Annotated in this window: 29 protein-coding genes and 1 tRNA gene; 16 read left to right on the top strand and 14 right to left on the bottom strand. The window is 62.1% G+C overall.

The genetic code is table 11. From position 1 onward, the window contains the following. Nucleotides 1-30 precede the first annotated feature (30 nt). Complete coding sequence (locus NKI05_RS23665; RefSeq protein WP_023689501.1) at nt 31-2172, top strand: sodium-translocating pyrophosphatase; 2142 nt, start codon at nt 31-33, stop codon at nt 2170-2172. 77 nt (nt 2173-2249) lie between these two features. On the opposite strand, the gene NKI05_RS23660 is transcribed toward NKI05_RS23665, so the two are convergent. After that, nucleotides 2250-3248, bottom strand: a complete 999-nt coding sequence (locus NKI05_RS23660; protein WP_023826071.1) for a glycosyltransferase family 2 protein — start codon at nt 3246-3248, stop codon at nt 2250-2252. Between the two features lies 1 nt (nt 3249). Beyond that, entirely contained in the window at nt 3250-3795 is a 546-nt protein-coding gene (locus tag NKI05_RS23655) for a dTDP-4-dehydrorhamnose 3,5-epimerase family protein (RefSeq protein ID WP_245259899.1), read from the bottom strand. Between the two features lie 301 nt (nt 3796-4096). Here NKI05_RS23655 and NKI05_RS23650 point away from each other — a divergent pair, with 301 nt between their 5' ends. After that, complete coding sequence (locus NKI05_RS23650; protein WP_023743613.1) at nt 4097-4558, top strand: anthrone oxygenase family protein; 462 nt, start codon at nt 4097-4099, stop codon at nt 4556-4558. Between the two features lie 75 nt (nt 4559-4633). Next, a complete protein-coding gene (locus tag NKI05_RS23645) occupies nt 4634-5191 on the top strand; it encodes a hypothetical protein (RefSeq protein WP_023815659.1) in 558 nt (185 codons plus the stop codon). Nucleotides 5192-5234: 43 nt separating this feature from the next. Here the strand turns inward: NKI05_RS23645 and NKI05_RS23640 are convergent, their stop codons facing one another. Beyond that, nucleotides 5235-6149: a LysR substrate-binding domain-containing protein gene (locus NKI05_RS23640; RefSeq protein ID WP_023700544.1), complete on the bottom strand. Its 915-nt coding sequence runs from the start codon at nt 6147-6149 to the stop codon at nt 5235-5237. A 208-nt stretch (nt 6150-6357) separates the two neighbouring features. Here NKI05_RS23640 and NKI05_RS23635 point away from each other — a divergent pair, with 208 nt between their 5' ends. Further along, nucleotides 6358-7398, top strand: coding sequence for a helix-turn-helix domain-containing protein (locus tag NKI05_RS23635; protein WP_198018641.1), 1041 nt, complete (start codon nt 6358-6360; stop codon nt 7396-7398). Between the two features lie 100 nt (nt 7399-7498). Here the strand turns inward: NKI05_RS23635 and NKI05_RS23630 are convergent, their stop codons facing one another. After that, nucleotides 7499-8011 (bottom strand): outer membrane protein assembly factor BamE, encoded by a 513-nt coding sequence (locus NKI05_RS23630; RefSeq protein WP_023669368.1) that lies wholly within the window; start codon nt 8009-8011, stop codon nt 7499-7501. Between the two features lie 115 nt (nt 8012-8126). Here NKI05_RS23630 and NKI05_RS23625 point away from each other — a divergent pair, with 115 nt between their 5' ends. The 7 genes from NKI05_RS23625 (at nt 8127) to NKI05_RS23595 (ending at nt 12925) form a co-directional block, all read left to right on the top strand. Next, nucleotides 8127-8669 carry a ubiquinol-cytochrome C chaperone family protein gene (locus tag NKI05_RS23625; RefSeq protein WP_023689497.1) on the top strand — a complete coding sequence of 181 codons (543 nt, stop codon included), beginning with the start codon at nt 8127-8129 and terminating at the stop codon, nt 8667-8669. A 15-nt stretch (nt 8670-8684) separates the two neighbouring features. Beyond that, entirely contained in the window at nt 8685-9233 is a 549-nt protein-coding gene (locus NKI05_RS23620) for a YceD family protein (RefSeq protein ID WP_023669370.1), read from the top strand. Between the two features lie 147 nt (nt 9234-9380). Continuing rightward, entirely contained in the window at nt 9381-10451 is a 1071-nt protein-coding gene (gene plsX / locus NKI05_RS23615) for a phosphate acyltransferase PlsX (protein ID WP_023700539.1), read from the top strand. A 9-nt stretch (nt 10452-10460) separates the two neighbouring features. Further along, nucleotides 10461-11432: a beta-ketoacyl-ACP synthase III gene (locus NKI05_RS23610; protein ID WP_023669373.1), complete on the top strand. Its 972-nt coding sequence runs from the start codon at nt 10461-10463 to the stop codon at nt 11430-11432. 104 nt (nt 11433-11536) lie between these two features. Next, nucleotides 11537-11860: an integration host factor subunit alpha gene (locus tag NKI05_RS23605; RefSeq protein ID WP_023815657.1), complete on the top strand. Its 324-nt coding sequence runs from the start codon at nt 11537-11539 to the stop codon at nt 11858-11860. A 134-nt stretch (nt 11861-11994) separates the two neighbouring features. Beyond that, on the top strand, nt 11995-12537 hold the full coding sequence (locus NKI05_RS23600) for a MerR family transcriptional regulator (protein WP_023669374.1): 543 nt from the start codon (nt 11995-11997) through the stop codon (nt 12535-12537). Nucleotides 12538-12622: 85 nt separating this feature from the next. After that, nucleotides 12623-12925 carry a hypothetical protein gene (locus tag NKI05_RS23595; protein ID WP_023669375.1) on the top strand — a complete coding sequence of 101 codons (303 nt, stop codon included), beginning with the start codon at nt 12623-12625 and terminating at the stop codon, nt 12923-12925. A 73-nt stretch (nt 12926-12998) separates the two neighbouring features. Here the strand turns inward: NKI05_RS23595 and NKI05_RS23590 are convergent, their stop codons facing one another. Then, the gene (locus NKI05_RS23590) at nt 12999-13268 is read right to left on the bottom strand and encodes a hypothetical protein (RefSeq protein ID WP_023669376.1); all 270 of its coding nucleotides are present in this window, start codon (nt 13266-13268) and stop codon (nt 12999-13001) included. Nucleotides 13269-13680: 412 nt separating this feature from the next. Here NKI05_RS23590 and NKI05_RS23585 point away from each other — a divergent pair, with 412 nt between their 5' ends. Next, nucleotides 13681-13884 carry a hypothetical protein gene (locus NKI05_RS23585; RefSeq protein ID WP_023697438.1) on the top strand — a complete coding sequence of 68 codons (204 nt, stop codon included), beginning with the start codon at nt 13681-13683 and terminating at the stop codon, nt 13882-13884. Nucleotides 13885-14119: 235 nt separating this feature from the next. On the opposite strand, the gene NKI05_RS23580 is transcribed toward NKI05_RS23585, so the two are convergent. Together NKI05_RS23580 and NKI05_RS23575 are read right to left on the bottom strand one after the other, a co-directional pair. After that, nucleotides 14120-14323: a hypothetical protein gene (locus NKI05_RS23580; RefSeq protein WP_081731016.1), complete on the bottom strand. Its 204-nt coding sequence runs from the start codon at nt 14321-14323 to the stop codon at nt 14120-14122. Between the two features lie 161 nt (nt 14324-14484). Next, nucleotides 14485-15099 (bottom strand): hypothetical protein, encoded by a 615-nt coding sequence (locus NKI05_RS23575; RefSeq protein WP_023815655.1) that lies wholly within the window; start codon nt 15097-15099, stop codon nt 14485-14487. A 296-nt stretch (nt 15100-15395) separates the two neighbouring features. Here NKI05_RS23575 and NKI05_RS23570 point away from each other — a divergent pair, with 296 nt between their 5' ends. Next, the gene (locus tag NKI05_RS23570) at nt 15396-15677 is read left to right on the top strand and encodes a helix-turn-helix domain-containing protein (protein WP_023689492.1); all 282 of its coding nucleotides are present in this window, start codon (nt 15396-15398) and stop codon (nt 15675-15677) included. 77 nt (nt 15678-15754) lie between these two features. Here the strand turns inward: NKI05_RS23570 and NKI05_RS23565 are convergent, their stop codons facing one another. After that, nucleotides 15755-16207: a cupin domain-containing protein gene (locus NKI05_RS23565; protein ID WP_023815654.1), complete on the bottom strand. Its 453-nt coding sequence runs from the start codon at nt 16205-16207 to the stop codon at nt 15755-15757. A gap of 244 nt (nt 16208-16451) precedes the next feature. Between NKI05_RS23565 and NKI05_RS23560 the strand changes: the two genes are divergently transcribed. Next, nucleotides 16452-16913, top strand: coding sequence for a YbaK/EbsC family protein (locus NKI05_RS23560; RefSeq protein ID WP_023815653.1), 462 nt, complete (start codon nt 16452-16454; stop codon nt 16911-16913). Nucleotides 16914-16964: 51 nt separating this feature from the next. Here NKI05_RS23560 and NKI05_RS23555 read toward each other — a convergent pair. Next, a tRNA-Pro gene (locus tag NKI05_RS23555) sits at nt 16965-17041 on the bottom strand. Nucleotides 17042-17184: 143 nt separating this feature from the next. Here NKI05_RS23555 and NKI05_RS23550 point away from each other — a divergent pair. Both NKI05_RS23550 and NKI05_RS23545 read left to right on the top strand, forming a co-directional pair. After that, nucleotides 17185-18153, top strand: a complete 969-nt coding sequence (locus NKI05_RS23550) for a glycosyltransferase family 8 protein (RefSeq protein WP_023734138.1) — start codon at nt 17185-17187, stop codon at nt 18151-18153. A gap of 47 nt (nt 18154-18200) precedes the next feature. Further along, nucleotides 18201-19184, top strand: a complete 984-nt coding sequence (locus NKI05_RS23545; RefSeq protein WP_023815651.1) for a glycosyltransferase family 8 protein — start codon at nt 18201-18203, stop codon at nt 19182-19184. Between the two features lie 108 nt (nt 19185-19292). On the opposite strand, the gene NKI05_RS23540 is transcribed toward NKI05_RS23545, so the two are convergent. From NKI05_RS23540 to NKI05_RS23520, 5 genes are all read right to left on the bottom strand, one after another. Further along, complete coding sequence (locus tag NKI05_RS23540; protein ID WP_245261887.1) at nt 19293-19982, bottom strand: FkbM family methyltransferase; 690 nt, start codon at nt 19980-19982, stop codon at nt 19293-19295. Nucleotides 19983-20200: 218 nt separating this feature from the next. Then, complete coding sequence (locus NKI05_RS23535) at nt 20201-21445, bottom strand: O-antigen ligase family protein (protein WP_023815649.1); 1245 nt, start codon at nt 21443-21445, stop codon at nt 20201-20203. Continuing rightward, nucleotides 21442-22977, bottom strand: coding sequence for an undecaprenyl-phosphate glucose phosphotransferase (locus NKI05_RS23530; RefSeq protein ID WP_023815648.1), 1536 nt, complete (start codon nt 22975-22977; stop codon nt 21442-21444). The genes NKI05_RS23535 and NKI05_RS23530 overlap by 4 nt, the downstream gene beginning before the upstream one ends. 85 nt (nt 22978-23062) lie before the next feature. Beyond that, nucleotides 23063-24193, bottom strand: a complete 1131-nt coding sequence (locus NKI05_RS23525; protein ID WP_023815647.1) for a glycosyltransferase — start codon at nt 24191-24193, stop codon at nt 23063-23065. Between the two features lie 7 nt (nt 24194-24200). Continuing rightward, nucleotides 24201-24764: a polysaccharide biosynthesis/export family protein gene (locus NKI05_RS23520; protein ID WP_023682330.1), complete on the bottom strand. Its 564-nt coding sequence runs from the start codon at nt 24762-24764 to the stop codon at nt 24201-24203. Nucleotides 24765-24937: the final 173 nt, after the last annotated feature.

Below are 24937 nucleotides of genomic sequence, written 5' to 3'. Positions count from 1 at the left end.
TTTGGGCCATCAATCGAGGAAAATTCGGCAATGACCATCATTTCTGCCGTCATCGCCTGCGGCTTGCTTTCAATCCTTTACGCCATCTGGGCGACACGATCGGTTCTTGCAGCCGATCAGGGCAATGCACGCATGCAGGAAATCTCCGCCGCCATCCGCGAAGGCGCGCAGGCCTATCTGGCGCGCCAGTACACCACCATCGCCATCGTCGGCGTGGTCGTGCTTGTGCTCGCCTGGTGGCTGCTCTCGATCACCGCCGCGGTCGGCTTCCTGATCGGCGCCGTGCTCTCTGGCGCCGCCGGTTTCATCGGCATGCACGTCTCGGTGCGCGCCAATGTGCGCACCGCGCAGGCGGCGTCCAACAGCCTCGCCGCCGGTCTCGACATCGCCTTCAAGTCGGGCGCCATCACCGGTATGCTGGTGGCTGGCCTCGCGCTGCTCGGCGTGTCGATTTACTACTATATTCTGACCGGCCCGATGGGCCTGCAGCCCAATGACCGCATCGTCATCGATGCGCTGGTTTCGCTCGGCTTCGGCGCTTCGCTGATCTCGATCTTCGCCCGTCTGGGCGGCGGCATCTTCACCAAGGGCGCCGACGTCGGCGGCGATCTCGTGGGCAAGGTCGAAGCCGGTATTCCCGAAGACGATCCGCGCAACCCGGCCACCATCGCCGATAATGTCGGCGATAATGTCGGTGATTGCGCCGGCATGGCCGCCGACCTCTTCGAGACCTATGCGGTGACCGTCGTTGCCACCATGGTGCTGGCTGCCATCTTCTTCGGCGGAACCGCCGCTCTGGGTGCGGCGATGCTCTATCCGCTCGCCATCTGCGGCGCCTGTATCCTGACCTCGATCGTCGGCACCTTCTTCGTCAAGCTCGGTTCCAACGGCTCGATCATGGGCGCCCTCTACAAAGGCCTGATCGTCACCGGCCTGCTGTCGATCGTCGGTCTCGGTGTCGCTACCTCGGCAACCGTCGGCTGGGGCGAGGTCGGCACCGTCGCCGGCATGACCATCATCGGCAAGAACCTGTTCATCTGCGGCCTGATCGGTCTCGTTGTGACCGGTCTTATCGTGGTGATCACCGAATACTATACCGGCACCAACAAGCGCCCGGTGAACTCCATCGCCCAGGCCTCGGTGACCGGTCACGGCACCAACGTCATCCAGGGACTTGCGGTGTCGCTCGAATCGACCGCACTGCCGGCAATCGTCATCGTCGGCGGCATCATCTCGACCTACCAGCTCGCCGGCCTGTTCGGCACGGCGATCGCGGTCACCACCATGCTCGGCCTTGCCGGCATGATCGTCGCCCTCGACGCCTTCGGCCCGGTCACCGACAATGCCGGCGGCATTGCCGAAATGGCCGGCCTGCCCAAGGAAGTGCGCCACTCCACCGACGCGCTCGACGCGGTCGGCAACACCACCAAGGCGGTGACCAAGGGCTATGCCATCGGTTCGGCCGGTCTTGGCGCGCTGGTGCTGTTTGCGGCCTATTCGAACGATTTGAAGTTCTTTGCCGCCAATGGCGACAAATATCCATACTTCCAGGGCATGGGCGATGTCTCCTTCGACCTCTCCAATCCCTATGTTGTCGCCGGCCTGATCTTTGGCGGCCTGATCCCGTACCTGTTCGGCGGCATCGCCATGACGGCGGTCGGCCGCGCGGCGGGCGCCATCGTCGAGGAGGTGCGCAAGCAGTTCCGCGAGGACCCGGGCATCATGGCCGGCACCTCCAAGCCGAACTATGCCCGCGCCGTCGACCTTCTGACCAAGGCGGCGATCCGCGAAATGATCATCCCCTCGCTGCTGCCGGTGCTGGCGCCGCTCGTCGTCTATTTCGGCGTGCAGCTGATCTCGGGCTCCAAGGCGTCCGCCTTTGCGGCACTCGGCGCCTCGTTGCTCGGCGTCATCGTCAACGGCCTGTTCGTCGCCATCTCGATGACTTCGGGCGGCGGCGCCTGGGACAATGCCAAGAAGTCGTTCGAGGACGGTTTTGTCGACAAGGACGGCGTCAAGCACCTCAAGGGCTCCGAAGCGCACAAGGCTTCGGTCACCGGCGACACGGTTGGCGATCCCTACAAGGACACCGCCGGCCCGGCGGTCAACCCGGCAATCAAGATCACCAACATCGTGGCGCTTCTGCTGCTGGCCGTGCTCGCGCACGGCTAAGGCAACGCCACTGCTTCAGGAACAAACCCGCGGGAGCGATCCCGCGGGTTTTTGTTTGAGATTTACGCTGGTGGCAGTCAACCCTCATCCGGCTCGGTGCCGGCATCGCCGCGCTTGCTGTAGCGATCGAGCAATTCGCTCACGCCAGGTTCGCGCTCAGGCATCGGCGCCAGGCCACGCAGGCGCCGCAGCTTGGCAAGGAAGGCGCCTCGCTTATACTTGCGGCGGAAGGCGCGGGCGCGGGGATGGATGCCAAGAGCCGCCATCAGCCTGCGCCTGAGATAACTCGATGCCGCCAGGCGAATGGGTTCGCCCGCGCAGCCAAGGATTTTCACGCGCAAGGCGTCCGGCGTCTGCATGGCGTCCAGAAGATCCTTCTGTTCCTGCGCATTGTCGCCGAGATAGGAACCCTTGCGTATGCCGGAATGCAGCTTGATCACCGTGAGGTGCGGCATCGTCGCGATCACCGCGCCCTTTCGCCATGCCCGAAACAGCCAGTCCTGCGAGCTTTCGCAAAAGCACTGGCTGGCGGGTCGCCAAGGTCCGAGCAGGCTGAACGAAGCGCGGCGAAACATGTGTGCTGAGCCAAATCCTTCCGTCGTGACGGGGTCGTAAAAACCATCCTTGCCGATCCCGAAGATCGAATTGACAGGATTGCCGGCCGCCGACGGCGGCTGGATGACGGCACCGCGCGCCAGCACCACGTCGGCGCCCGAGGCGTCGATCCAGCCGGTCATCGCCGCCAAATGGTCGGGAAACCACAGATCGTCGTGGTTGAGCAAGGCGACGAAGCGGCCACGCGCCCTGGCAAAGCCGATATTGTTGGGACCGGACTGTTCGCCGAAATTGACAGGAAGATCGATGTAGACGATGCGGGCATCGTCAAATTCAGCGACAACGGCCGCCGTATCCGGCCTGCAATCGTCGCCGATGACCAAGGCTTCCCAGCCTTGCAACGTCTGGCGCATGACGCTGGTCAATGCCTGCCGCAGTGCTGCCGGCCGGTTGTGCGTCGCGACCACGATCGAAACCAGCGGTTCGCCGCCGGCCTGATCGCGCTGCGCCGATGCTTCCACGCTACACCAGTCTGTAGGGAATGTGGTCGGTGTCTGGCGGCAGGCGCCAATGGTCGGGCTGATCGTAGGCATAGGCCTTGTCGACGAGGTTGAGCAGCACCGCCGTCTCCGCTCCGAGCGAAACAACACCGTGCCATATTCCGGGTGGAATGATGACGACCGCCGGGCGCAACGGGCCGATAATCTTGTGCCAGACGGCGCCGAAGGTCGGCGAGGCCTTGCGTCCGTCAAACAGCGAAATGCGAACGCTGCCGACGCAGCAGAACAGCCGGTCGGTGGTCACCGCGTGTGCATGCCAGCCAGTCACCGCGCCGGCATACAAGGTGCGTTGGAAGACCTGGCCGACCGGCTCCGAATCGAGCTCCCACTCCTCGCGAAAAATCTCGGTCAGATAGCCGGTGGAGGTTGCGACCGGCCTGATCTCCTTGACCCTCACGCCATCGATCGCCACCGGCTCGATGGGTATCCAGTCAGGCGTGACCACTTGGCCGTCAGCCGTTCCGGTCGCCATCCAGCCTGTCGGTTTTGTCCGGGTTTTTTCCGGCACGGATGCTCCTCCCAATTCAGCGTGATGCGCCATTGGCCAGCACGGTCTGATACGAATTTGACCGGTCGCTGGCAAGTACGCGTCAAGGTTTGCTGATAGGTTTCGATCTCACGGCACTTGATGTTTCCGACGCAATCGGAGGGCCGCATTGCCCAAAACATCGTTCCATCCTACCCAAGCCCGGACCGTTCGCCTGCTTTAATACCCCGGTCATTGGCCAGGACATTGCGATCGACGCGGTGTCGGGCTCGCCTCTGCGGCGATTTTGGCCAGGGAAACGACATTCGGGCAGGGAAAAGACATGGACATTTTCTTGATGGCGGCTTCGCTTGCGCTGGCTGGAATTATTGCCGGCATCTACGTCTCGGGTGTAATCCACGATTTTCGCATCGATGATCTTACCGCCGGCCAGTACATGGCCATGCATCAGATGCGCGACCGGACGTTTACCCGGGTGATGCCGTTCGTCAGGCTGACGACGCTGGTGCTGATCGCGGCGATGGCGATGTTTGCGGTCGATGCCGGCCTGCCGCGCATCCTGACCATCGTCGCCGCGGCGCTGGTGGTGCTCGACATTGGCTTCACCGTCAGCCGTCAGGTGCCGCTCAACAAACAGGTGCAGAGCTGGACGCCGGTGACCATCCCCGATGATTGGGCGCAGACGCGCGACAGCTGGGCGGCCAACCACAATTTGCGCCTTGTGCTTGGACTGGCCGAATACGCCTGCCTGTTTGCCGCGGTCATCCTGACGCTCAGCCGGTGATTCAGTTTTTACGGAACGCCGCGGCATGGGTCGGCACTTCTGCCGGCCGCCGCCGTTGAAAACAGGAGTATTGCCATGCTGCATCACGCTTCATTCAACCCCCGCGATCCGCAGGCCGTCGCCAGCGTCCTTGCCGAAATGCTTGTCGCCACCGCGGTTCGTGCGCCGTCGCCGCCATTTCCTGAGGGCGCATGGTTTGTCTGCCTCGGCGACGATTTCGGCTCGCTGATCGAAATCCTGCCGTGCGGCACGGTTCTGGACCAGCAAGCGCCGCTCGGCATCGGCTTCGACCCGAACATGCGCCTGCGCTCCGGCTCGCATGTGCTGCTCAGCACGCCCAATTCGACCGAAACCATCCAGGGCATTGCCGCCCGCATGGGCTGGCATAGCGAGCTGATCGATGCCCGCCTGTTCAAGGTGCTCAAGGTCTGGGTCGAGGACGAAACCCTGGTCGAATTCCTGACGCCCGAGATCGCACCGCTATACCGCGCGACATTCGCCTGGGGCGGCATGGCGACACTCGACGCCAAGCTGCGCGAGCTGGAGAGCCAGATGGCGGCAGCGCTTGCCGCCAAGGCGGCGAACCAGTCGGGCCGCAAGGATGAGCAACTGGCCGATACGATGAGTCCGTGAGCCCCGACGCCTTCCGATGAGAGCTCCTGGACGGCCGCCGAGGTCAACCGGCGCCGGTGTTGTCGCCGGCTTCCGCCTTCAGCCAGTTGATGAACGATCTGGCAGGCTCCCAGGCGGAGATGGACGGGTGGACGACGACGTAGTGGTTCCAGTTCGTCGGTATGTCCGTCGTCAGGAGGCGGACGAGCCTGCCGGTCCGCAAATCGCTCTCGACCAGCGACTTCCTCGCGATAGCGACGCCCAGACCGCTCGCCGCCGCTTCGACCGCCAACAAGGTGCCATTCAGATTCATGCCGTCGCCAACCGTATCCAGCGGCAGATTGTTTCTCTCGAACCAGTGGCGCCAATTGGCGCCGCTCTCGTCATTTTCGGCCGTCGTGTCGAGGATGCGGAACAGTCGCAGCACATCGTGCTGGTCTCTGACCGGGCCGTTGGCGGCGAGATAGTCGGGACTGACGACAGGAAAGATCGCATCTGCCATCAGCCATTCGGTCTCGACGGCCGGATAGTGTCCGCCGCCGAAACGCAATGCGATGTCGACTGTTCGCTGCGAAAGGTCGACGACTGCAAGATCCGCATTGATGTCGATCTCTGTTTCGGGATGCTTTTTGCGAAACCTGTGCAGGCGCGGGGCCAGCCAACGTACGGCATGCGAAGGAATGGCGGTGACCCTCAGCCTCGTGCGCTCGTTGCGCGCGACACTCGCGACCGTGCTCTGGATTTCCAGCAATGCACGTCGCACGCCCGCGGACAATCTTTCGCCTTCAAGCGTGAGTTCGACGCGGCGGACATGGCGGGTGAACAGAAGCACGCCGAGATCGGCTTCGAGATCGGCGATGCGGTGGCTGAGCGCGCTTGGCGTAACATTCAGCTCATCGCCGGCGCGCTTGAAGCTGCCCAGCCGGGCAATGACCTCGAAAGCACGAATGGATTCCAGTTGTGGAAGCCGTCTTGTCATCTGCCGTTACCCGATCCCGCCCATGGGTTCCTTAGCATGAATGAACAAAGCTCATCCATAGCTTCGTAAATAGTCTTTTGTCCAAGTGCGCAAATCATTGTAGCCATCCAGCGCCCCCCGATTGCCGCCGTCGAATGAGAGGCCGTTCATGGAACGAGCCTCGACTACGAACGACAGTGAAATGAAGACAATCGCTTGGGAGTACCCCATGACTATTCGACCCCCCGAGTTTGCGCATGCGCGCTTTTCGACCGCCATGTGGCCGCGAGCGGAATGGCGAAACGTCTATTGCGACCTGTTGCGCCGGATGGTGACCGACATGGATTTTAACGTCACGGAGGAAAAGCTCTCCGTCGACGCGACCATCCTGCGGCTGCCGGGCGTCGGCATTGCCGATTCGAGGACCACCGCCTTCCGCACCATCCGTTCCCGCGCCGTGGCCAAGGGGACCGATGATTACATTTTCTTCATGTGTCTGGAGGGCGCTGCCACCTTCTCGCACCTCGGCCGCGAGGCCAGCATCGAGGCCGGCCAGGCAATCCTTCTGTCCTCCTCTGATCCGCATGTGATCGAGCGGGCGATGTCGCATCATCTCTTCATCACCATCCCCAAGGCAGCGCTCGGGCCTATGGCTGCGAATGCGGATGCCGCCCTGATGACGCCGATGTCATGCGTGGGCGAAAAGTTCTTGCTGCTGACCAGCTATGTCCGTCTGCTGATGCAGGAGCCGAACCTGGCCGCGTCCGAATTGCGCTGGCTTGCCGCCAAGCACATACAGGACCTTGTCGCGGTCGTGGTTGGGGCAACGCAGGACGCCACCGAGGTCGCCGCAGGTCGCGGCATACGCGCCGCGCGGCTGCGCGCCATCAAAGCCGATATCGAAAGCAATCTGGCTTCCGGCGATGTCGGGTCCGACGCGCTGGCCGGGCGCCACCGCGTCAGCGCGCGCTATATCAGAAAGCTGTTCGAGGGTGAGGGGACCTCGCTGTCGCAGTTCGTGCTTGGCCGGCGGCTGGCGCTGGTTTGCAGCAAGCTATCCGACCTGCGCCTGGCACACCGCACCATCGGCGCCATCGCCTTCGACGCCGGCTTCGGCGATCTCTCGACCTTCAACCACGCCTTCCGCCGGCATTTTGGCATGACGCCTTCGGAAGCGCGGCAGAGTGCGGCTGTGCACCGCGCCTCGCTGGAGCCCGGCGGCCGAACAGGCCACGCGCGGCAAAGCGCGACGGGTGTTGCGGCCGCATGACCTCAAAACAAAAGCCCGCAGGATCGCTCCCGCGGGCTTTTGGTCGCCTGAGATGGTGTCGCTTCGGGGGAAGCAAAAATCTAAGGAAGGCGGTCGCTTCTTAGGCGCCGCCGCCAGGAATGGGGGGCGCCAGTTTGCTGGCGCCTTTGATGATCTGGCTGAGGAAGTTCTGGTCCTTGCCGCCGGTCGGCGTGGTGCGCGAGATGAAGTCGAAAATCTTGCCGTCCTTCAGACCGTAATTGGCAATCTGGGTGACGCGCCCGTCCTCGCCAAAATAGACCGCGAGCACTTTCTGGTCGACCAGGCGCGGCTTGTCGAAAGCGACATAGCGCTTGCGCGTCTGCGAAATGTAATAGAACGCCTCATTGTCGAAGGTGGCTTTCGTCGATGGCGTGCCGAGCGCCAGAAGCACCTGTTCGCGGCTGGAGCCCACCGGCACCGAATCGACCGCCTGCTGGTCGATAACATAGCCCTGCGTCAGCGTCTCGCTAGGGTTAAGGTCGCCGAACATCTTGGACGAATTGCAGCCCGACAGCGCGGAAGCCACCAGCACCAGCGAAACCGCGGCGGTGGCCCCAGGCAGAAAAGTCGACTTGAATTTCAGCGCGCGCAACAACAACTCCATTAGCTGGCCGCAACTTGCGCTGGGCGGCAAAACCGGTAAACCAGCTTGCTTGCCGATGCAACAAGGCCCATTCAAACAATCGGTCCCCAGGAGACCACCCTCAATGTTCCAGCGCCTTTTTGGCCGCGAACGCAACGCCAACCGCGCTATCACCGAGGCGCTTTACGCACAAATCGTGGCGGCGGCGCGGCAGACCGTGTTTTATTCCCACTGGAATGTGCCGGATACGCCGCTCGGCCGTTTCGAGATGTTGTCGCTGCACATGTTCCTGTTTCAGCACCGGCTGCGCGGCGAAGAGGGCGTCGCGCAAGAGGTCGCGCAGGTGCTGATCGACGAGTTCTTTCTCGATGTCGAGCATTCGCTGCGGGAACTGGGCGTTGGCGATGTCGGCGTGCCCAAGCGCATGAAGAGGCTGGCCAAAATGTTCTACGGCCGTACCGCCGCCTATGACGACGCGCTGGGACGCAGCGACCGCGACGCGCTTGCTGCCGCCCTGGCGCGCAATGTCAGACCCGATGCCGGCGCCTGGCCGCAAGCCTTGCCGCTGGCGTCCTATGTAATCGATGCCGCCAGGCAGCTTGAAGCACAGCCGTCCGAATCGATCGTTTCCGGTGCCGTGGCGTTTCCCGTCGCGAAAGCGGAGTGAGGAGGGGAGACCAAGATGAAACATGTGGACACGCCTAGCCCGGTCTCATTCGCGGCCAATGTCGGCCGCCTGCCGCACAAAGGTTTGCAGGTGGTGATCGACGCCGACGCCGCGCAGCGCGCAATGCTTGCGCGCGAGCACGAGCTGCTTTCGGTCGAAAACTACCGTGCTGAGCTTTTGGTGGCGCCGTGGAAGCGCAATGGCGTCAAGGTCAGCGGCCGCGTCGAGGCTGATATCACCCAGGCCTGCATCGTCACCCTTGAGCCGGTCGCGGCCCATATCGACGAGGAGGTCGAGGCGCTGTTCCTGCCCGAACAATCCAAACTCGGACGGCAAGGTTTCGAAGGCGGCGGCGAGATCCTGCTCGACGCCGACGGGCCAGACGGCCCGGAAACATTCTCCGGCGACACGATCGACGTCGGCGCGCTCGCCGAACAGTTCTTCGGGCTGGCGATCGATCCCTATCCGCGCAAGGCAGGCGCCTCTCTCGATGCCGCCGGCCCGGACGAGCCCGTCGAGAATGAATTCCAGCAAAAGCTGCGATCCTTGCTTGGAAAATCCTAAAACACGAAGCGATCGGAGAAAAGCCGGTTGTGCGGCAGCCCAAAACCGCTATTTTCGCCGAACCTTCGCGAGCCCCCGAATTTCGCGAGTTTAGTATTTCTTTCGCGGGCCATGTGCCCTGGCCCAAGCTAGTGAGATAAAGACCGCGTGATCAGGATTTCCATCGATGCCATGGGTGGCGATCACGGGCCAAACGTGGTCATCCCGGCACTCATGACGGTCGCCGTCAGGCGTCCCGACATCCGCTTCGTCATATATGGGCGCGAGGAATTGGTGCGCCCCGAACTCGCCAAATTTCCCAAACTGGCCGAGGTCAGCGAGTTCCACCATTGTGAAGTCGCGGTCAGGATGGACGACAAGCCGAGCCAGGCGCTGCGCCACGGCCGCTGGAAGTCGTCGATGTGGAAGGCTGTCGAAGCAGTCAAGAGTGGCAGCGCGCAGGCCTGCATTTCGGCCGGCAATACCGGCGCGCTGATGGCGATGTCGAAATTCTGCCTGCGCACGATGGCGACCATCGACCGTCCGGCGATCGCGGCGATCTGGCCCACGATGCGCGGCGAGAGCGTGGTGCTGGATGTCGGCGCCACCATCGGCGCCGATGCGCACCAACTGATCGACTTTGCCATTCTCGGCACCGGCATGGCGCGCTCGGTGTTCGGCATCGACCGGCCGAAAGTCGGCCTGCTCAATGTCGGCGTCGAGGAGATCAAGGGACAGGAAGAGGTCAAGGAAGCCGGGCGCATGCTGCGCGAGGCCAATATGGCCTCGATGAATTATCATGGCTTCGTCGAGGGTGACGACATCGGCAAGGGCACGGTCGACGTGGTCGTCACCGAGGGCTTCGCCGGCAACATCGCGCTCAAGACGGCAGAAGGCACTGTGCGCCAGATCTCAGGCTATCTGCGCGCCGCGATGAACCGCACGCTGATGGCCAGGATCGGCTATGTCTTCGCCAAGGGCGCTTTTGACCGCCTGCGCGAAAAGCTCGATCCGGGCCGCTCCAATGGCGGTGTTTTCCTGGGTCTGAACGGCATCGTGGTAAAGAGCCATGGCGGCGCCGATTCGGACGGTTTCGCGGCGGCCATCGAGCTTGGCTACGACATGGTGCGCAACAATCTGATCGACCGCATCGAGGCCGATCTCGACCTGTTCCATGCGCGCAACCCGCATGCCCAGGCAAGCAGGAAATCCGACGCCACCGTCGACGAAAAGGAGTAGGAAAGAGCTTTGATCAGATCAGTCGTGCGCGGCACCGGTGCTGCGCTGCCCCGCCGCATCATGAAGAATGCCGATTTCGAAGGCATGGTCGAGACCTCGGACGAGTGGATCGCCCAGCGCACCGGCATCCGCCAGCGTCATATCTCCGCCGATGACGAGACGACGGCGTCGCTGGGCGAGGCGGCGGCGCGCGCAGCGCTCGACAATGCTGGTCTTACGCCTGCCGACATCGACCTGATCGTGCTGGCGACCTCGACGCCCAACAACACCTTTCCGGCGACCGCCGTCGAGATCCAGAACCGGCTCGGCATGCATCACGGCTTTGCCTTCGACCTGCAGGCGGTGTGCTCGGGCTTCGTCTATGCGGTGACCACCGCCGACCTCTACATCAGAGGCGGCCTCGCCAAGCGCGTGCTGGTGATCGGCGCGGAGACCTTTTCCCGCATCCTCGACTGGAGCGACCGCTCGACCTGCGTCTTGTTCGGCGACGGCGCAGGCGCGCTGGTGCTGGAAGCGGATGAGGGCACTGGCGGCATTGCCGACCGTGGCGTGCTGGCGATGAGCCTGCGCTCCGACGGCGCCCACAAGGACAAGCTTTTCGTCGATGGCGGTCCCTCGACCACCGGCACGGTCGGCCATCTCAGGATGGAAGGTCGCGAAGTGTTCAAGCACGCCGTCGGCATGATCACCGACGTCATCGAGGCGACGTTTTCGCAGGCCGGCATAACCGCCGACGACCTCGACTGGTTCGTGCCGCATCAGGCCAATAAACGCATTATTGACGCTTCGGCCAAGAAGCTCGGGATTGCTGAGCAAAAGGTGGTGGTCACCGTCGATTTGCACGGTAACACCTCGGCTGCTTCCGTGCCGCTGGCGCTTTCGGTGGCCGTCGCCGACGGTCGCATCAAGAAGGGTGATCTCGTGCTCCTGGAAGCGATGGGCGGCGGCTTCACCTGGGGCGCGGTTCTCGTTCGCTGGTAAGTGCCGAACGGTCCGGTTTCGGTCCTTGACCTTGCCGGATCAATTACTTAGGCTCTGCCTTTACCTGTATCGATTTATGTTTTTTGAACTGATGGGACGGTCGCATGGGGGGAAAGACACTTACGCGCGCCGACCTTGCCGAAGCTGTTTACCGTAAGGTCGGCTTGTCACGCACTGAATCGGCAGAACTCGTCGAAGCGGTGCTGGACGAAATCTGTGAAGCCATCGTACGCGGCGAGACGGTGAAGCTGTCGTCCTTCGCCACCTTCCACGTCCGTTCCAAGAACGAACGCATCGGCCGCAATCCCAAGACCGGCGAGGAAGTGCCGATCCTGCCGCGCCGGGTGATGACCTTCAAGTCGTCGAACGTGCTGAAAAGCCGTATCCTGCGCTCGCACCAGAACAGCAAGGGCAAGGGCGGCAAATAGGTTCTGCCGCAGGCTTCGGTTGAAAACGCCGGGCCGTTTTGACGCCGGGCTTGAATATTGTTTCATAAACCGCTGAAATGATACCCGATTCGGCAGACTGGGCCGGATCGCCGTCCAGCGTGAGGATTTCGCCCATGGACAAGAGCCCCGACGCTTTCCGCACCATCAGCGAGGTCGCGGAGGATCTCGATCTGCCGCAGCACGTGCTGCGCTTCTGGGAAACCCGTTTCAACCAGATCAAGCCGATGAAGCGCGGCGGCGGCCGCCGCTACTACCGGCCACAGGATGTCGAACTGATCAAGGGCATCCGCCACATGCTCTACGACCAGGGTTACACGATCAAGGGCGTGCAGAAACTGCTGCGCGAGAACGGCAACCATTTCCTGGTCGCCATCGGCAATGGCGACATGGCTGCCGTCGAAGCGATCTCGCAGCGCAGGCAGGCCGATCAGGTGCCGCTGACGCCAGCCGCCCAGCCGCGCGGCATGGATGACGAGATGCTGGTTGGTCAGCCCAAAGTAAAACCCAGCCGCCGCTTTTTCGGCCTGGGCAAGACCGAGGAGGAAGGTCCGGTCCAGCCCGGCGCATCGAAACTGTCGCGCGACAACCGGGCCTTGCTGCAGGAGGCGCTGTTCGACCTCTTGGAGTGCAAGCGCCTGCTCGACCAGGTGCGCTAACCTTTCCGCTGCCCTCGGGCAAGCAGACCGGAACCGGTTCTGCGGCCATGCGTTTGGCCTTCTCTCAAAAGAAGGAAAAACAATCATGGTATCGCTTTCGACCCTCTCCGATCTCGATCTCGAAAAGCAGGTCGCGACCCTTTCCAAAGAGCTCGCCGCGTTGCGCAAAGTCGTGGCCAAACGCGGCGGTGCTTACTACGAGGACGGGCGCGATGCCGCTTCGGACTATTATGGGCAGCTTGCCGACCTTGTCAGCGATGCGCTGCCGGCGATCAGGAAGCAGGGCAGGGCGATCGAAAAGACGGCGCGCGATCGTCCGGCAACAGCCGCTGCTGTTGGGTTGGTCGTGGTTGGCCTTCTCGCCAGCTTGTTGCTCAGCCGGCGCTAAAACAATTCACGAAAACAAAAAGAAAATGGCGGCCGTCCCGCGGACGACCGCCATTTCCCTGATCTGCGGCCGATTACTTGGCGAGCTTGATCTTGGCCTGCGGCGAAACCTGCGCGGTCTGGCTGCACTTGCCATAGACAGTACCATTCTTGTCCGTGGCGTCGGTATAGGTGCCTTTGCACTCGATCGAGAGCACCAGGCAATGACCGGAGCCCTTGCAAACCGCGCCGCCGTCGCCCGTGGGATGCGTGCCGTTGGCGAAAGCCGAGGTCGGAACGGAAGCCGAACCGAAGGCCGAGACGATGAGGGCCGCGGCGAGCGTGATGCGCTTGAAGTTGGTCATTTGAGCATTTCCTTCTCTGGATCGAGGATCGCCACCATGGCGTCCTTCTGTGTTGGGATCGCCTTCTCGGCGTCCATGCCGGTTAGTGCGGCCTCCAAAGCAAAGGTTCATGCGTGGTTCGAATTTTCTTCGCCTTTTTTCGCGACGTCGATTTTTAGCCTTCGCCAACGGACGGCGCCTGGCGGGGCGGGCATCGATCATGCATTACGCGTGAAGGGCGCTGACGTAGCAGCGCGGCATCCCATGCGAAGGTCACACGGTGGCGTGCCCAAATGGCCAGCCAAGACCTAGTCCGCCCCCGGCTCTTGTCAGGTGGCGGCAGCAGTCATTGCCGCCACTTGGCACCGCGCTTTCTGCCACTCCCGGCTGCGACTATAACGCCAGTCCAAAGGTACCGGCGGAGGAGACGGGCGTGGTCGCAAATTACATCGACGAGTTCATCATGTTCTGCGCTGGGTTGTGGATGACAGGCGTTGGTTTTGGGCTGCTCCAAAGTCCTTTTCAGGCCCAGCAAGGTCAGCAGCCATGGTGGCTGCAGGTCGCGAAGCATTTCAAATGGATGGGACCGCTTTTGATTTTGATCGCAATAGTGCTCGCGTTCGCGGCGCCGTCCTAGCGGGTTCCGACAGCATTGAGAGACCCGTGGTGTCCTGCAACTGGCAACCGCTGTGTTGTCGGCCTTGCGCCTGATACGTTCGTTGGGGTGCGCTGTGGTTGCTCGCGTTCTGGCGCATCGGCGCCATCGAATCCTGCCTTCAGCTTTTCCACATGTCGCCTGGCAAAAACCAACGGGAAGGCGGCCTTGGCGAGGACTCCAGGGCCAGCCTTCCCCGTTGGGCAAGTCGGCCGTGTCAGGCCTTCTTGGCCTCCACCTTCTTGTGGTGGTGGTGGTGGTGGTGGTGATGGTGATGGCGGTGATGCTTGTTGTGATGATGATGATGGTGGTGATGCTTCTTGTGCAGCGGTGCTGCGTCGGCGCTGCTGGCGCCGATGAGCGGCAGAGAGACAGCCAGGGCAAAAGCCAGCCCGAGAGCCGACAGGAGGGACTTCTTCATGACTTCGTTTCCTTTTCTGCGCGGGCTGAATTTGGCCGTCACCGAGCAAGATCGGTGCCGGTGAACCCCGCAGTCATGACTATCGCCTCCGAACTTTTCGACAGTTTTTCCGGACTGTAGAATTTTGTTTCTGGATTGTGTCTGGCGGCTTCGTCGGCAACTTACATCGGCGGAATGACGCCGTTGGTGCCGACAACGACCCGGCCCGCGGTCAGCTTGCCGTCACTGCCGCGCTCGGCGTTGATGAACACCACAGCGCCAGGCTTGAGGTCGGCGGGCGTCGCCGGCGCGAAGGTCACCACCGGCGTCGTCTGCGGGATCGCGATCTGCTTTTTCTGGCCATTGTCGTAGGTCAGCGTCACCGTGCGACCTGCAATCTCGGTGACATCGGCGACCGTGCCGTTGGTCATCCGGCTGTTGGGCTCGAGATCCCACGGGCGGTCGCCTTCGCCGGCGCCCTTCAGCGCGGCCGGGAAGATCACCACCTCAAGCGCGCCGCTGCCGCCATCGGCCTTCGAAACAGAGGCAATGCCGAGGAAATCGCCTTGCTTGATATCCCCGGCATCCGCCTTGGCGACGCCGGAAATCTTCCACCCTTCAGCCAGGGCGATGGCGTCGGTAGCGCCTTCGCGGGTCTTCACCGTCAGCGTCGCTCCGGCAAAGGCGGTCACCGTGCCGCGAATGCGCACGGCCTCGGCGGCTTGCGCCGCGACCATGCTCGCGCCAGCGAGGCCTGAAATCGTGGCGAGCACGATGGCTGATGTCTTGAATGTCATGGATCTGATCCTCTTGGGAAAAGCTGGCCCGATGCGGCTGCCAGCAACATCAGGCTAACGCGCGAGCGGCGCAAAACCGCTGAACACTTCGGCGTGCGGCCCTTCAAAAGAACTTGATTGGGAGATCGGGGCGGAGATCCTATATGTGCCCTGGCGCCTGCGGTTTTGACGCCGGTTCACGATGCTGTGACGGTCGGTTTGGGCCTTGGCAAATCGCCGTCAAGCGGGCATTGTCCCGGCTCTCAGGCAACACCCTATCATTTGATCCAAAACTCTTTAGCCCCATGGAGTTGCCAATGCCCCAAACTGCAAAACACGAACCCTTCTCCAGGCTGGCGGCCGACGTTGCGCTCGAGCACCCCGGCCTCAAAGCCATCCGGGAGACAAAGGGATACAGTATTGAAGAGCTTTCCCTGACCTGCGGTCTGTCGACCAGCGAGATTGCCGACATAGAGAGCGGCAAGGACACCGATCCGACGAAACTTCGCCGGATCGCCGCAGCATTGCAATTGCCGGAAACGGCCCTGATCGATGCCCCGGCGCCCACGGCGCCTGTGGAAAACCGGTCCGTTTCATAAACAACGGCCAAGCGTCGTTCAACAAGCCCGCCATGGTTTGCCCTGGCGGGCTTGTTGCATTCGCCCAACGGCGAATGTCACTTCTTGCTCGGATCGTCCGCCGGGTTGACGTAGGTGATCGCGAACGGCCCCTCGCCATGAACCTGGACGATCGTAGCGCTTGTCGTCCAGGCGTAATGGTTCATTCCCTGTGGGGCTACGCCGAAGCCGCTGGCGGTCAGTTCGATGCCCTTGGTCTCGTCGAGCTTGTCGCCCATGCCGATATGAAAATTGCCGGAAATCACCGTCACATATTCCGAGGTGGGATGGTTGTGCGCGGCAATCCTGTAGCCGGCCGGCAGCTTCAACCGCAGCACGTAGATGCCATCCTTCGAGGGGTCCCCGGCGATGACAGCCATGTCCGCGCCGGCGGGCAAGACAGCAGGAGCAGGGCCCCATTTGATGGCGCCCGCGTTTATCGGCATGTCGTCGGCAAGCAGCGGCGCCGTCCCGATAAGCAGCAGCGCCAGAGCCGAGGCGAACTTGAGCATGATGATCTCTCCGGTTGGTCGTGGGAGCACAGCATCAGCGCCGGCCCTGATCCATTGCGACCTACCAATGCAGCAGCCCGAACACATCTCCCGCACGGGGGATGCGCCTTGTGTTGCTGACATGCGGCGCGACCCGCCCGGCCTGGTACCGCTGCAGCCGTCGAGGGGCGGGGAGGTTGCCGCCGACCGAGCGTGAAGCTATCCAGTGTGAACGCTAACCGTTTTCGAATGGGACAATGCCGAGATGAGCCTTGAATCCGTGCGCGCCTTCCTGGCTGCCCATGCGCCCGATGTCGAAGTGCTCGTCACCGAAGCGAGTTCGGCGACGGTGGCGCTGGCGGCTGAGGCGCACGGCGTGGAGCCGGCGCAGATCGCAAAGACCATCTGCCTGCGCGTCGGCGGTGCGACGATGCTGATCGTGGCCGGCGGCATGTCGAGACTCGACAACCGCAAATTCAAGGACCGCTTCGGCGGCAAGCCGCGCATGCTTGACGCCGACGAGGTTGTCGCGATTACCAGCCATCCCGTCGGCGGCGTCTGCCCATTCGGCCTGCCGGCGCCGCTGCCGGTCTATTGCGACGTCTCGCTGCGCGCCTTCGATGAAGTCGTGCCCGCGGCCGGCGCCACCAACGCCGCTGTAAGGCTCAGCCCGCAGCGCATGGCACAGATTGTCGGCGCCGAATGGGTCGACGTCTGCCAAGGATGAATGTTGGTGATTTGAGAAGCAGGACCTTTGGGGGCAAGTCCTGTCTAAAAATGGTCGGAGTGGCCGGATTCGAACCGACGACCCCTTGACCCCCAGTCAAGTGCGCTACCGGGCTGCGCTACACTCCGGACCGCGCAAAGCCATATATTTTCAAGGGGTATGGTGCAAGCGCTAAAACGGCGCGCCGGGCCTGAAAGTCGCCAGCATTCGGCCTTGTCGCCGCAACGCCAAGGCGATATGGCTCGCGCAGTATCGATACGAAGGATTGCGCGTGGCAAATTCCTGTTTTTTTCTGGCGGCCGACGCCAATTATTTTCCGTATGCATGCTTGGCGGCGCGCAGAATTCTGGATGTTTCGGGAGAGGCAACACCGGGATTCATTCTGCATGTCGGCGCACGCGATGCCGATATGCGTGTTGCTGAACGCCTGCTGACGAACCGTCTTCGCATAGTGGACGTTTCGGGGCTGTTTGCGGAGGCTGGCCATACTTTCCGGCCAAGCAATGTCGGCACTTTTGTTCGGCTTTTCGCCGACCAACTGCCTCAGTTCGCGGACTATGACCGCATCGCCCATGTCGATTGTGATGTTCTGTTCAATCGAGATATCGCCGACCTGGTGGGCCAGACACTTCATGCTCCGTTGTTGGCCGCTCACGACGATTACATGTATTTCCGCCCGGGCTATCGGAACAAACTGTCGATGCAGCCGGGGGCGCCTTATTTCAACGCCGGCATCATCGTCTTCAACATGCCGCCGGTGCGTCAACAGGGACTTTTGCACCGCGCCAGAGATGTTGCCGTTGCCGGGCAAATGAACGATCAGAACGCGCTGAACATCGTCTTCGAGGGCAAGTGGCAGACGATGCACCCGAACTGGAATTTGATGTCCAACGATACGAAGGAGTTTCGGTTCGCCCAAGCCTATGCGCGGCATTTCGCCGGCGGCAAGCCATGGGGGAGCCAGGTCGACGTGGAGCCCGAGGCGCTTGCCGTCTGGCGCGATCTGGCAAGGGATACGCCGTGGCTTGAGCCCTTCCGGCAGCGTATTCCCTTCGAGCGGGGCGTCATGAGGCGGTTCGCCCGCAGGTTCGACGGTATCATGGGGATGTTGCCGAACAAGGACCGGTATCGGCGGCGCGCACGGTACGACGGCAGCAAGGTGCATAAGATATATGCCGAGCATGCTGACGCCGGGGCGATGGCTGTGCAGTTTCCGGAAGTACTCGGTGGTTTCGCCTGAGACCCGCAACGGAGCTCTCGCGAATGGGTCAGGCAACAGGTTGTAGCATGCCGCAAAAATCGTGTTTCTTTTTCGCCACCGACCAGAGGTATTTCCCGTATGCCAGCCTGGCGGCGCGCCGCGTGCTGAATGTGTCGGACCACCTCGACGGCTTTATTTTGCACACCGGTGTCATCTCCAACGAAGACCGAGCTATCGGAGAGCGTCTGCTCGGTGGGAAGATCCGCATCCTGGATGTCACGAAATTCATGGAAGCGACAAACTTCAACCGCGGAACGCACCCAACCCTTGCGACCTACATCAGGCTGTTTGCCGATCAATTGCCGGAGTTCGAACCATATGACCGCATCGCCTATTCCGACGCCGATGTGCTTTTCAACAGATCGATAGAAGACCTCTGCAACGTCCCGCTCAACGCTCCGCTGCTGGCCGCACACGACGAGCAGACCTATTTCGACGTAAAGTATCGACAGCATTTGCCGATGCAGCCAGGGGCGCCGAAGTTCAATGCCGGCGTGCTGGTGTTCAACATGCCGCTGGTCAGGCAGGAGGGGCTTCTGGAGCGTACGCGGCTGTTGGCATCCGAGCACGTCTACGGAATGGATCAGGGCGCACTGAACGTGGCCTTTGAGGGCCGGTGGCAGACGATGCATCCGTTCTGGAACGTGATGACCAACTACACCAGCCAAATTCCGTTCAGCAAGTGCTACGCTCGCCATTTCGCATGGGGCAAGCCTTGGGACCGTCCGCCGATCGGTGTCGAGGTCGGCGCCATGGCGATCTATCGTGATCTGGCGAAAGGCACGCCCTGGGCCGGCCGTTTCAACAGCAACTGGCCGATCAAGAGAGGCATATTGAAAAACCTCGGCCGCAAGTTCGACGCCATCAGCGGGATTTTGCTGAACGACGAGAAGCGCAAGCGACGGGCGCGGTTCGACGCCGAAAAGGTCAGCGCCATCTTTGCCGGCCATGCGGACAATTTGATGTTGGCCGTGCAATACCCCGAGCGGGTCGCTGGCATAGCCAGATAGAACTTGACGCTCCGCCGGGCACGGTTCCTCCCGCCAATCTTCCTCGAGAAGTCTATTGCCTCGCTGGTTGATGCCCTCCGGCAAGCACGCTCAAGGCCGAGCCGATACTTAGCTCCAATCCAGATTGATGTTGCGGATGCCTTCCTGCGCGATCCGGCCCCGCAGCTTGCCGATCCGGTCAGCCAGGTCTGGCGAGAACCGTTCATGTGTCTCGACCAGGATTTGTCCAATCGAACGGTGAATGCCGGCGTCCAGCATGGCTTCGATGCATTCCGCTTCGGCCCCTTCTATGTCCATCTTGACGATGGCGATCGGCTCATGGAGACCTTGCAGGAACTGCACCAGGTCAACCACCTCAACTTCAAAGCTTTTCCCGTTCGTATGTTCGTGAGTCTGGATCAGGGACGACGATTCGGTCCTGCGGAGATCGCTGACGTCCGGCCTCTGATGGAATGTGGCCGTTCGCGCTGATCCACCAACAGCCTTCGGAATGATCGTCACCCGGTCGTTGTTGCCAAACCTTGTCGTCAAAATCTGGCGAGCAACAGGGTCAGGCTCGAAAGCAATCACCCGCATCCCATAGGCTAGTACATGTCCCGTGACGTCGCCAATATTGGCGCCGAGATCGATGAACAGACTATCGGCGGGAAGCTTTTTCATAAGCTGATGGAAGTCGTATTCGGCCTGCCGCACACGCCGCGGGGGCCTGTGCCATCGGCGATACGCGTACCAGCGCAGCATGAATTCGAAATAGCTTTCCCTCAGCATAACCACGCCCGTCAGATTAGTGGCGCCCACCAACCCGGAATATTATCCAGCCCGGCAAGCACGCCAACTCAATTGGAATTTTGTCAGTCGCGTTTAGCGACGTTTTCCCACCATCACAACATAAATGCGCCGCCGGCAACCGTGCTCAATTCGACCAGGGGTTGGAGCAAGCAGATCAAAGCCTGCGAGGGCCTGCACAACCCCGGTATTGGCGTGCGCGGCTGTTCCTGTCCTTCAGGATTACTCGGCTACCTCGGTTGCGCCACCGCCCGCAACCCGCGCTGATGCCTGTATTCCAGCGCGATCGCGCCCCAGATCAGGCCGAGCAGCAGGTAGACATGGCGCCAGTGGTCGATGTCGATGAAGGTGCCGAGCCCGATATTGCCGATGAAAGCGACGTAGGCGCAGAGCAGATAGGGCTGCCATGGCCGGTCGCGCAAAAGGATGCGGAAGCCGGCGGCGATCGTCCACAGCGTCAGCGACAGGAACGAGACGAAGCCGAGCCAGCCATAATCCATCAGCGTCTTCAGCCAGATGTCGTGCGTGTCTTCGCCGAAAATGGTGCCGAATACCAGCGGGCCGATGCCGAGCGGACGTTCGAGCGCCATCTCGAAGCCGATCGTGTAGCGGGCGAAGCGGCCAAGGCGCGCCGTGTCGTAGCTCTGTTCGAGCTGGGCGCGGCTGGAAAACATCTCGCCGACGCCGGGCAGCTGCAGGATGACGATCATGGCGACCACCAGCAGGGTGACGGCGGCAATGGTCATGATGATGACGCGCAGCCGGAACTTGCCGCTGTTGCTTTGCAGGAACAGGGCGCCGGTGAGCAGGATGGCCGAGACGGCGAACATGCCCCAGGCGCCGCGCGAGAACGAAAAGAAGATGCCGGCGGTGATGATCAGCAGCGGCACCGCCAGAAGCGGCATGCGCGCGATCGAGCCGGTCAACAGCAGATAGAGCAGATAGATGCCGGGCAGCACCAGGAATGGTCCGAACACGTTCGGATCCTGGAAGGCGCCCTGGGCGCGGTCGTATCTGGTGAAGATTTCAGCGCCCGGGAAAGCGTGGAAATAGCCGGCAATGCCGAGCAGCGAGGTCACCACCGCGGAGACGACATAGGCGATGAAGATCAGCCGGTAGAGGCCGGGCTGCACCGCCGTCACCGACGAGAAGAACACCGCGGTGAACGCGAGAAACAGCGAGACGGCGAGATAGAGCGGTGTGTTGGCGAGATCGGCCATCTGCGTCATGGCAATCATGCCGCCGATGTTCATCGTGATCAGCAGCACGAGCAGCGGCACGGCGGCGCGCGATATGCGCAGGCCAAACAGCACCCACACCCCGATCAGCCCGAGCATGAAAAGATCGTAGGGCGCCGGTTCGTCGATGACGAAGCCTGACAGGAAGACGCCGAAAAACACCGCGCCCGAGGATATCAGCGCGATCAGCTTGGCATTGACCGCAGCCTTCGGCACATCATGGGAAATCGCGCTCAATAGGCGTTTTCCGTGTTGAGCAGCCGCAGCGGCGTCATGAGCAGGATGCGCAGATCGAACAGCATCGACCAGTTCTCGATGTAATAGAGGTCGTATTCCGTGCGCATGCGGATCTTCTCATTGGTGTCCATCTCGCCGCGCCAGCCATTGATCTGCGCCCAGCCGGTGACGCCGGGCTTGACCTTGTGGCGGGCGAAATAGCCGTCGACCACCTCGTTGTAGAGAAGGTTGTGCGACTGCGCGGCAATCGCATGCGGGCGCGGACCGACCAGTGACAGCGTGCCGAACAGCGAGTTGAAGAACTGCGGCAGCTCGTCGATCGAGCTCTTGCGGATGAAGCGGCCGACGCGGGTGACGCGCGGATCGTTCTTGGTCACCGTCTGCTTGGCGGTCGGGTCCGAGCGGTCGGTATACATGGAGCGGAATTTGTAGACTTCGACGATCTCGTTGTTGAAGCCGTGCCGCTTCTGCTTGAACAGCACCGGACCCTTGCTGTCGAGCTTGATGGCGATGGCCGTCGCCAGCATCACCGGGGAAAACAGGATGATGCCGATCAGCGAGAAGACGATGTCGAAGGCGCGCTTGGCGACCGAATCCCAGTCGTTGATCGGCCTGTCGAAGATATCGAGCATCGGCACCGAGCCGATGTAGGAATAGGCGCGCGGGCGAAACTGCAAAGCGTTCGAATGCGCCGAGAGCCGGATGTCGACCGGCAGCACCCAGAGCTTCTTCAGCAGCTGCAGCACGCGCGTTTCGGCAGTCAGCGGCAGCGACACGATCAGCATGTCGATGCGCGCGATGCGAGCGAATTCCATCAGCTCCGAAATGGTGCCGAGCTTGGGATAGCCGGCCACGATCGGCGGCGAGCGCTTGTCGCCGCGGTCATCGAAGATGCCGCAGATGCGGATGTCGTTGTCTGGCTGCTTCTCGACCGAGCGGATCAGCATCTCGGCCGCCTTGCCGCCGCCGACGATGACGGCGCGGCGTTCCATGCGGCCGTTGCGCGCCCAGCGCCGGATCAGCTTCGACATCACCAGCCTGAGGCCGAACAGCAGAAGCAGGCCGACGACAAACCAGGTGCCGAACAGCAGACGCGAATAATCCTCCGACATTTTCATGATGAAGGCCGTCAGCGCCATCAGCGCGAAGGTGCCGGCCCAGACCATCAGCACGCGGCCGAGATTGGAGATCGGTCGCATCAAGGCGGAGATCTGGTAGCAATCGCTGACGTCGAGCAGCACCACGGCCACGAATGACGCCGCGGCAATGGTCAGCGGATATTGCCAGGCGAGATAGTTGAAGAAGCCGACAAAGTGGAAGTAGAGCGCGAGCCCCGACAGGAACAGCAAGCCGAATTCGACGATGCGCAATACGCCGCTGACCATGACCGGCGACATCGTATCGCGCCGGTATTGCGAGGCGACCTGGCGGGCAACACTGTTCATGCCGCCGGCCGTGGGGCTCTCGGCAGGACTGTCGAATTTGCGCACCGCATCGGCCGAAAAGCGGCGCGTGGGGTCGGTCTCGTTCATCGGGTTTCCCACAAGCTTCCGCGATGACGATAGCAGAAAGAGAGCTAAAAAAACCTTGAGACAACTTGTGGTTTTGGAGGGCCGTCTATCTGTTAAGCGCGGCGAAATAGGCCTTTTCGATTTCGGCGGCCATCACATCGGCGCCGAATCGCGCCTTGAGGCTGGCCGTATCGGGCATGACGCGCCGGTAGGCGTCGAGATCGCGCAGCGCTTCACCCACCTTGTCGCCGAGTTGGCGCGGATCGGGACGGATCAGGGCAGGGGATCCCTCACCGAAGATTTCGGGAATGCCGCCGACGGCCGTGGCGATCATCGGCCTGCCGGCCGCTAGCGTCTCCAGAACGATATAGGGCATGGCTTCCGCGCGGGAGGGGACGACGACCAGATCGGCCAGCGAAAATGCCTCCCTGGCTGGCATAGGCGGCAAGAAGCGGACCTGTTTTTCGAGGCCCAGCCGTTTCACCTGCGCATGGTAGCGCGGCAGGTCGTCGCCATCGCCGACCATGACCGCGGTCAAGCGGCGCTCAAGCTGGGACCCGGCCAGCACCAGCGCCTCGATGAAAATGTCAGGCCCTTTGAGGTCGCGCATCATGCCGATGTAGAGCAGGTCGGCTGCGTCGGGCTGTGCGACCACCGGTTCGAACTCGGCGGCGCGCAGGCCGTTATAGACCAGCGTGTTCGGGATAGGCGGTTCGCCGACCTTCTTGCGATAGGTGCGCCGCTCATAGTCGGAGACGAACAGCAGGCAGTCGGTGAAGCGCGCCATGAAGCGCTCGAGCGCGAAGAACAGCTTCCCGGTCGTCGTCGTTTCATCATAGTGGAGGGAGCCGCCATGCGGCGAATAGAGGCGGGCTACGCGAGACCTAGATACCCGCAACATTGAGCCGAACAGACGGGCATAGGCGCCACCTTTGGCGCCATGTCCGTGCAACACGTCCGGCTGCAATTCCTTGATGATCCTGTAAGTGCGCCAGGCCGAGGCGAAGTCGCCCGGCCCGACATGGCGCTGCATCGGCGTGCGATGGATGCCGAGCGCCAGGCTGTCCTTCATCTGGTCGAACAGGCGTTCCTCGTATTCGCCGCCGGTGGTCGAATCGCAGACGATGCCGACAACATGTCCGGCGGCGAGCTGGGCCTCCGTCAGGTCGCGCACATGCCGGAAGATTCCGCCGACGGGTGAGCGAAAGCAGTGGACGATCCTGAGCTGGTCCGCCACGTTGATGTCAGAACAGGCGTTCGCGAACGTAGACCGTGTCGCCCGGCAGCAGCGGATCGGAGGTAACCACCCGGCCCGTCATCACCTTGCCGTTGATGTCGCGGGTGATGTCGACGCTTTCCTGGTTGGCGCGCGGCGAGAAACCGCCAGCAATCGCGATGGCCTTCTGCACGGTGAGGCCCGGCACGTAGGAATACTGGCCGGCGGCGCCCACTTCGCCCATGACGAAGATCGGCCGGTAGCGATCGATCTCGACCGACACGTCGGGGTCGCGCAGATAGCCTTGGCGCAGTTTGTCGGCGAGCGCTTTTTCCAGCTGTTGGGCCGTGTGGCCGCGCGCCGGCACCGCGCCGACCAGCGGGAAGGACATGTAGCCGGACTGGTCGACACTGTAGGTGTTGGTCAGACCGTCCTGTTCGAACACCGTGACGCGGACACGGTCGCCGGCGCCGAGCCGATACGGCTGGTCGAGTACCTCGTGGAAGGCCGCCGGCGTCGGCCGGTAGCTGGAGCAGCCGGCGAGGATCGACACGGCCAGCAGAGCGCGAAACAGACCAGCAGCGCTTTTCATGATCGGACACACACCTTCGTCGCTATGGCCGCCAGGACACGGCGGCAAACCTTAAGGATCTGGGTTCGTTATCATCCTGTTAGGGTTAATGGCCGGTAAAGGGACGCGGCCGATTTGGCGGCAATCGACAAAAAGCCGTATAGTTTTGCTGGCTTTGTTTACCGGATGTCAGC

It is taken from the genome of Mesorhizobium sp. M0771, assembly GCF_040320155.1.
In the GTDB taxonomy this organism is placed as follows: domain Bacteria; phylum Pseudomonadota; class Alphaproteobacteria; order Rhizobiales; family Rhizobiaceae; genus Mesorhizobium.
This window is presented reverse-complemented; position numbering and strand designations above follow the sequence as displayed.

Bases quoted from the DNA above. Each gene is read 5' to 3' on its own strand.
- NKI05_RS23530 (WP_023815648.1), bottom strand. From the start codon at position 22,977: ATGAACGAGACCGACCCCACGCGCCGCTTTTCGGCCGATGCGGTGCGC.
- NKI05_RS23595 (WP_023669375.1), top strand. From the start codon at position 12,623: ATGGTATCGCTTTCGACCCTCTCCGATCTCGATCTCGAAAAGCAGGTC.
- NKI05_RS23665 (WP_023689501.1), top strand. From the start codon at position 31: ATGACCATCATTTCTGCCGTCATCGCCTGCGGCTTGCTTTCAATCCTT.
- NKI05_RS23650 (WP_023743613.1), top strand. From the start codon at position 4,097: ATGGACATTTTCTTGATGGCGGCTTCGCTTGCGCTGGCTGGAATTATT.
- NKI05_RS23620 (WP_023669370.1), top strand. From the start codon at position 8,685: ATGAAACATGTGGACACGCCTAGCCCGGTCTCATTCGCGGCCAATGTC.
- NKI05_RS23605 (WP_023815657.1), top strand. From the start codon at position 11,537: ATGGGGGGAAAGACACTTACGCGCGCCGACCTTGCCGAAGCTGTTTAC.
- NKI05_RS23520 (WP_023682330.1), bottom strand. From the start codon at position 24,764: ATGAAAAGCGCTGCTGGTCTGTTTCGCGCTCTGCTGGCCGTGTCGATC.
- NKI05_RS23545 (WP_023815651.1), top strand. From the start codon at position 18,201: ATGCCGCAAAAATCGTGTTTCTTTTTCGCCACCGACCAGAGGTATTTC.
- NKI05_RS23590 (WP_023669376.1), bottom strand. From the start codon at position 13,268: ATGACCAACTTCAAGCGCATCACGCTCGCCGCGGCCCTCATCGTCTCG.
- NKI05_RS23635 (WP_198018641.1), top strand. From the start codon at position 6,358: ATGACTATTCGACCCCCCGAGTTTGCGCATGCGCGCTTTTCGACCGCC.
- NKI05_RS23625 (WP_023689497.1), top strand. From the start codon at position 8,127: ATGTTCCAGCGCCTTTTTGGCCGCGAACGCAACGCCAACCGCGCTATC.
- NKI05_RS23640 (WP_023700544.1), bottom strand. From the start codon at position 6,149: ATGACAAGACGGCTTCCACAACTGGAATCCATTCGTGCTTTCGAGGTC.
- NKI05_RS23580 (WP_081731016.1), bottom strand. From the start codon at position 14,323: ATGAAGAAGTCCCTCCTGTCGGCTCTCGGGCTGGCTTTTGCCCTGGCT.
- NKI05_RS23560 (WP_023815653.1), top strand. From the start codon at position 16,452: ATGAGCCTTGAATCCGTGCGCGCCTTCCTGGCTGCCCATGCGCCCGAT.
- NKI05_RS23600 (WP_023669374.1), top strand. From the start codon at position 11,995: ATGGACAAGAGCCCCGACGCTTTCCGCACCATCAGCGAGGTCGCGGAG.
- NKI05_RS23645 (WP_023815659.1), top strand. From the start codon at position 4,634: ATGCTGCATCACGCTTCATTCAACCCCCGCGATCCGCAGGCCGTCGCC.
- NKI05_RS23575 (WP_023815655.1), bottom strand. From the start codon at position 15,099: ATGACATTCAAGACATCAGCCATCGTGCTCGCCACGATTTCAGGCCTC.
- NKI05_RS23570 (WP_023689492.1), top strand. From the start codon at position 15,396: ATGCCCCAAACTGCAAAACACGAACCCTTCTCCAGGCTGGCGGCCGAC.
- NKI05_RS23565 (WP_023815654.1), bottom strand. From the start codon at position 16,207: ATGCTCAAGTTCGCCTCGGCTCTGGCGCTGCTGCTTATCGGGACGGCG.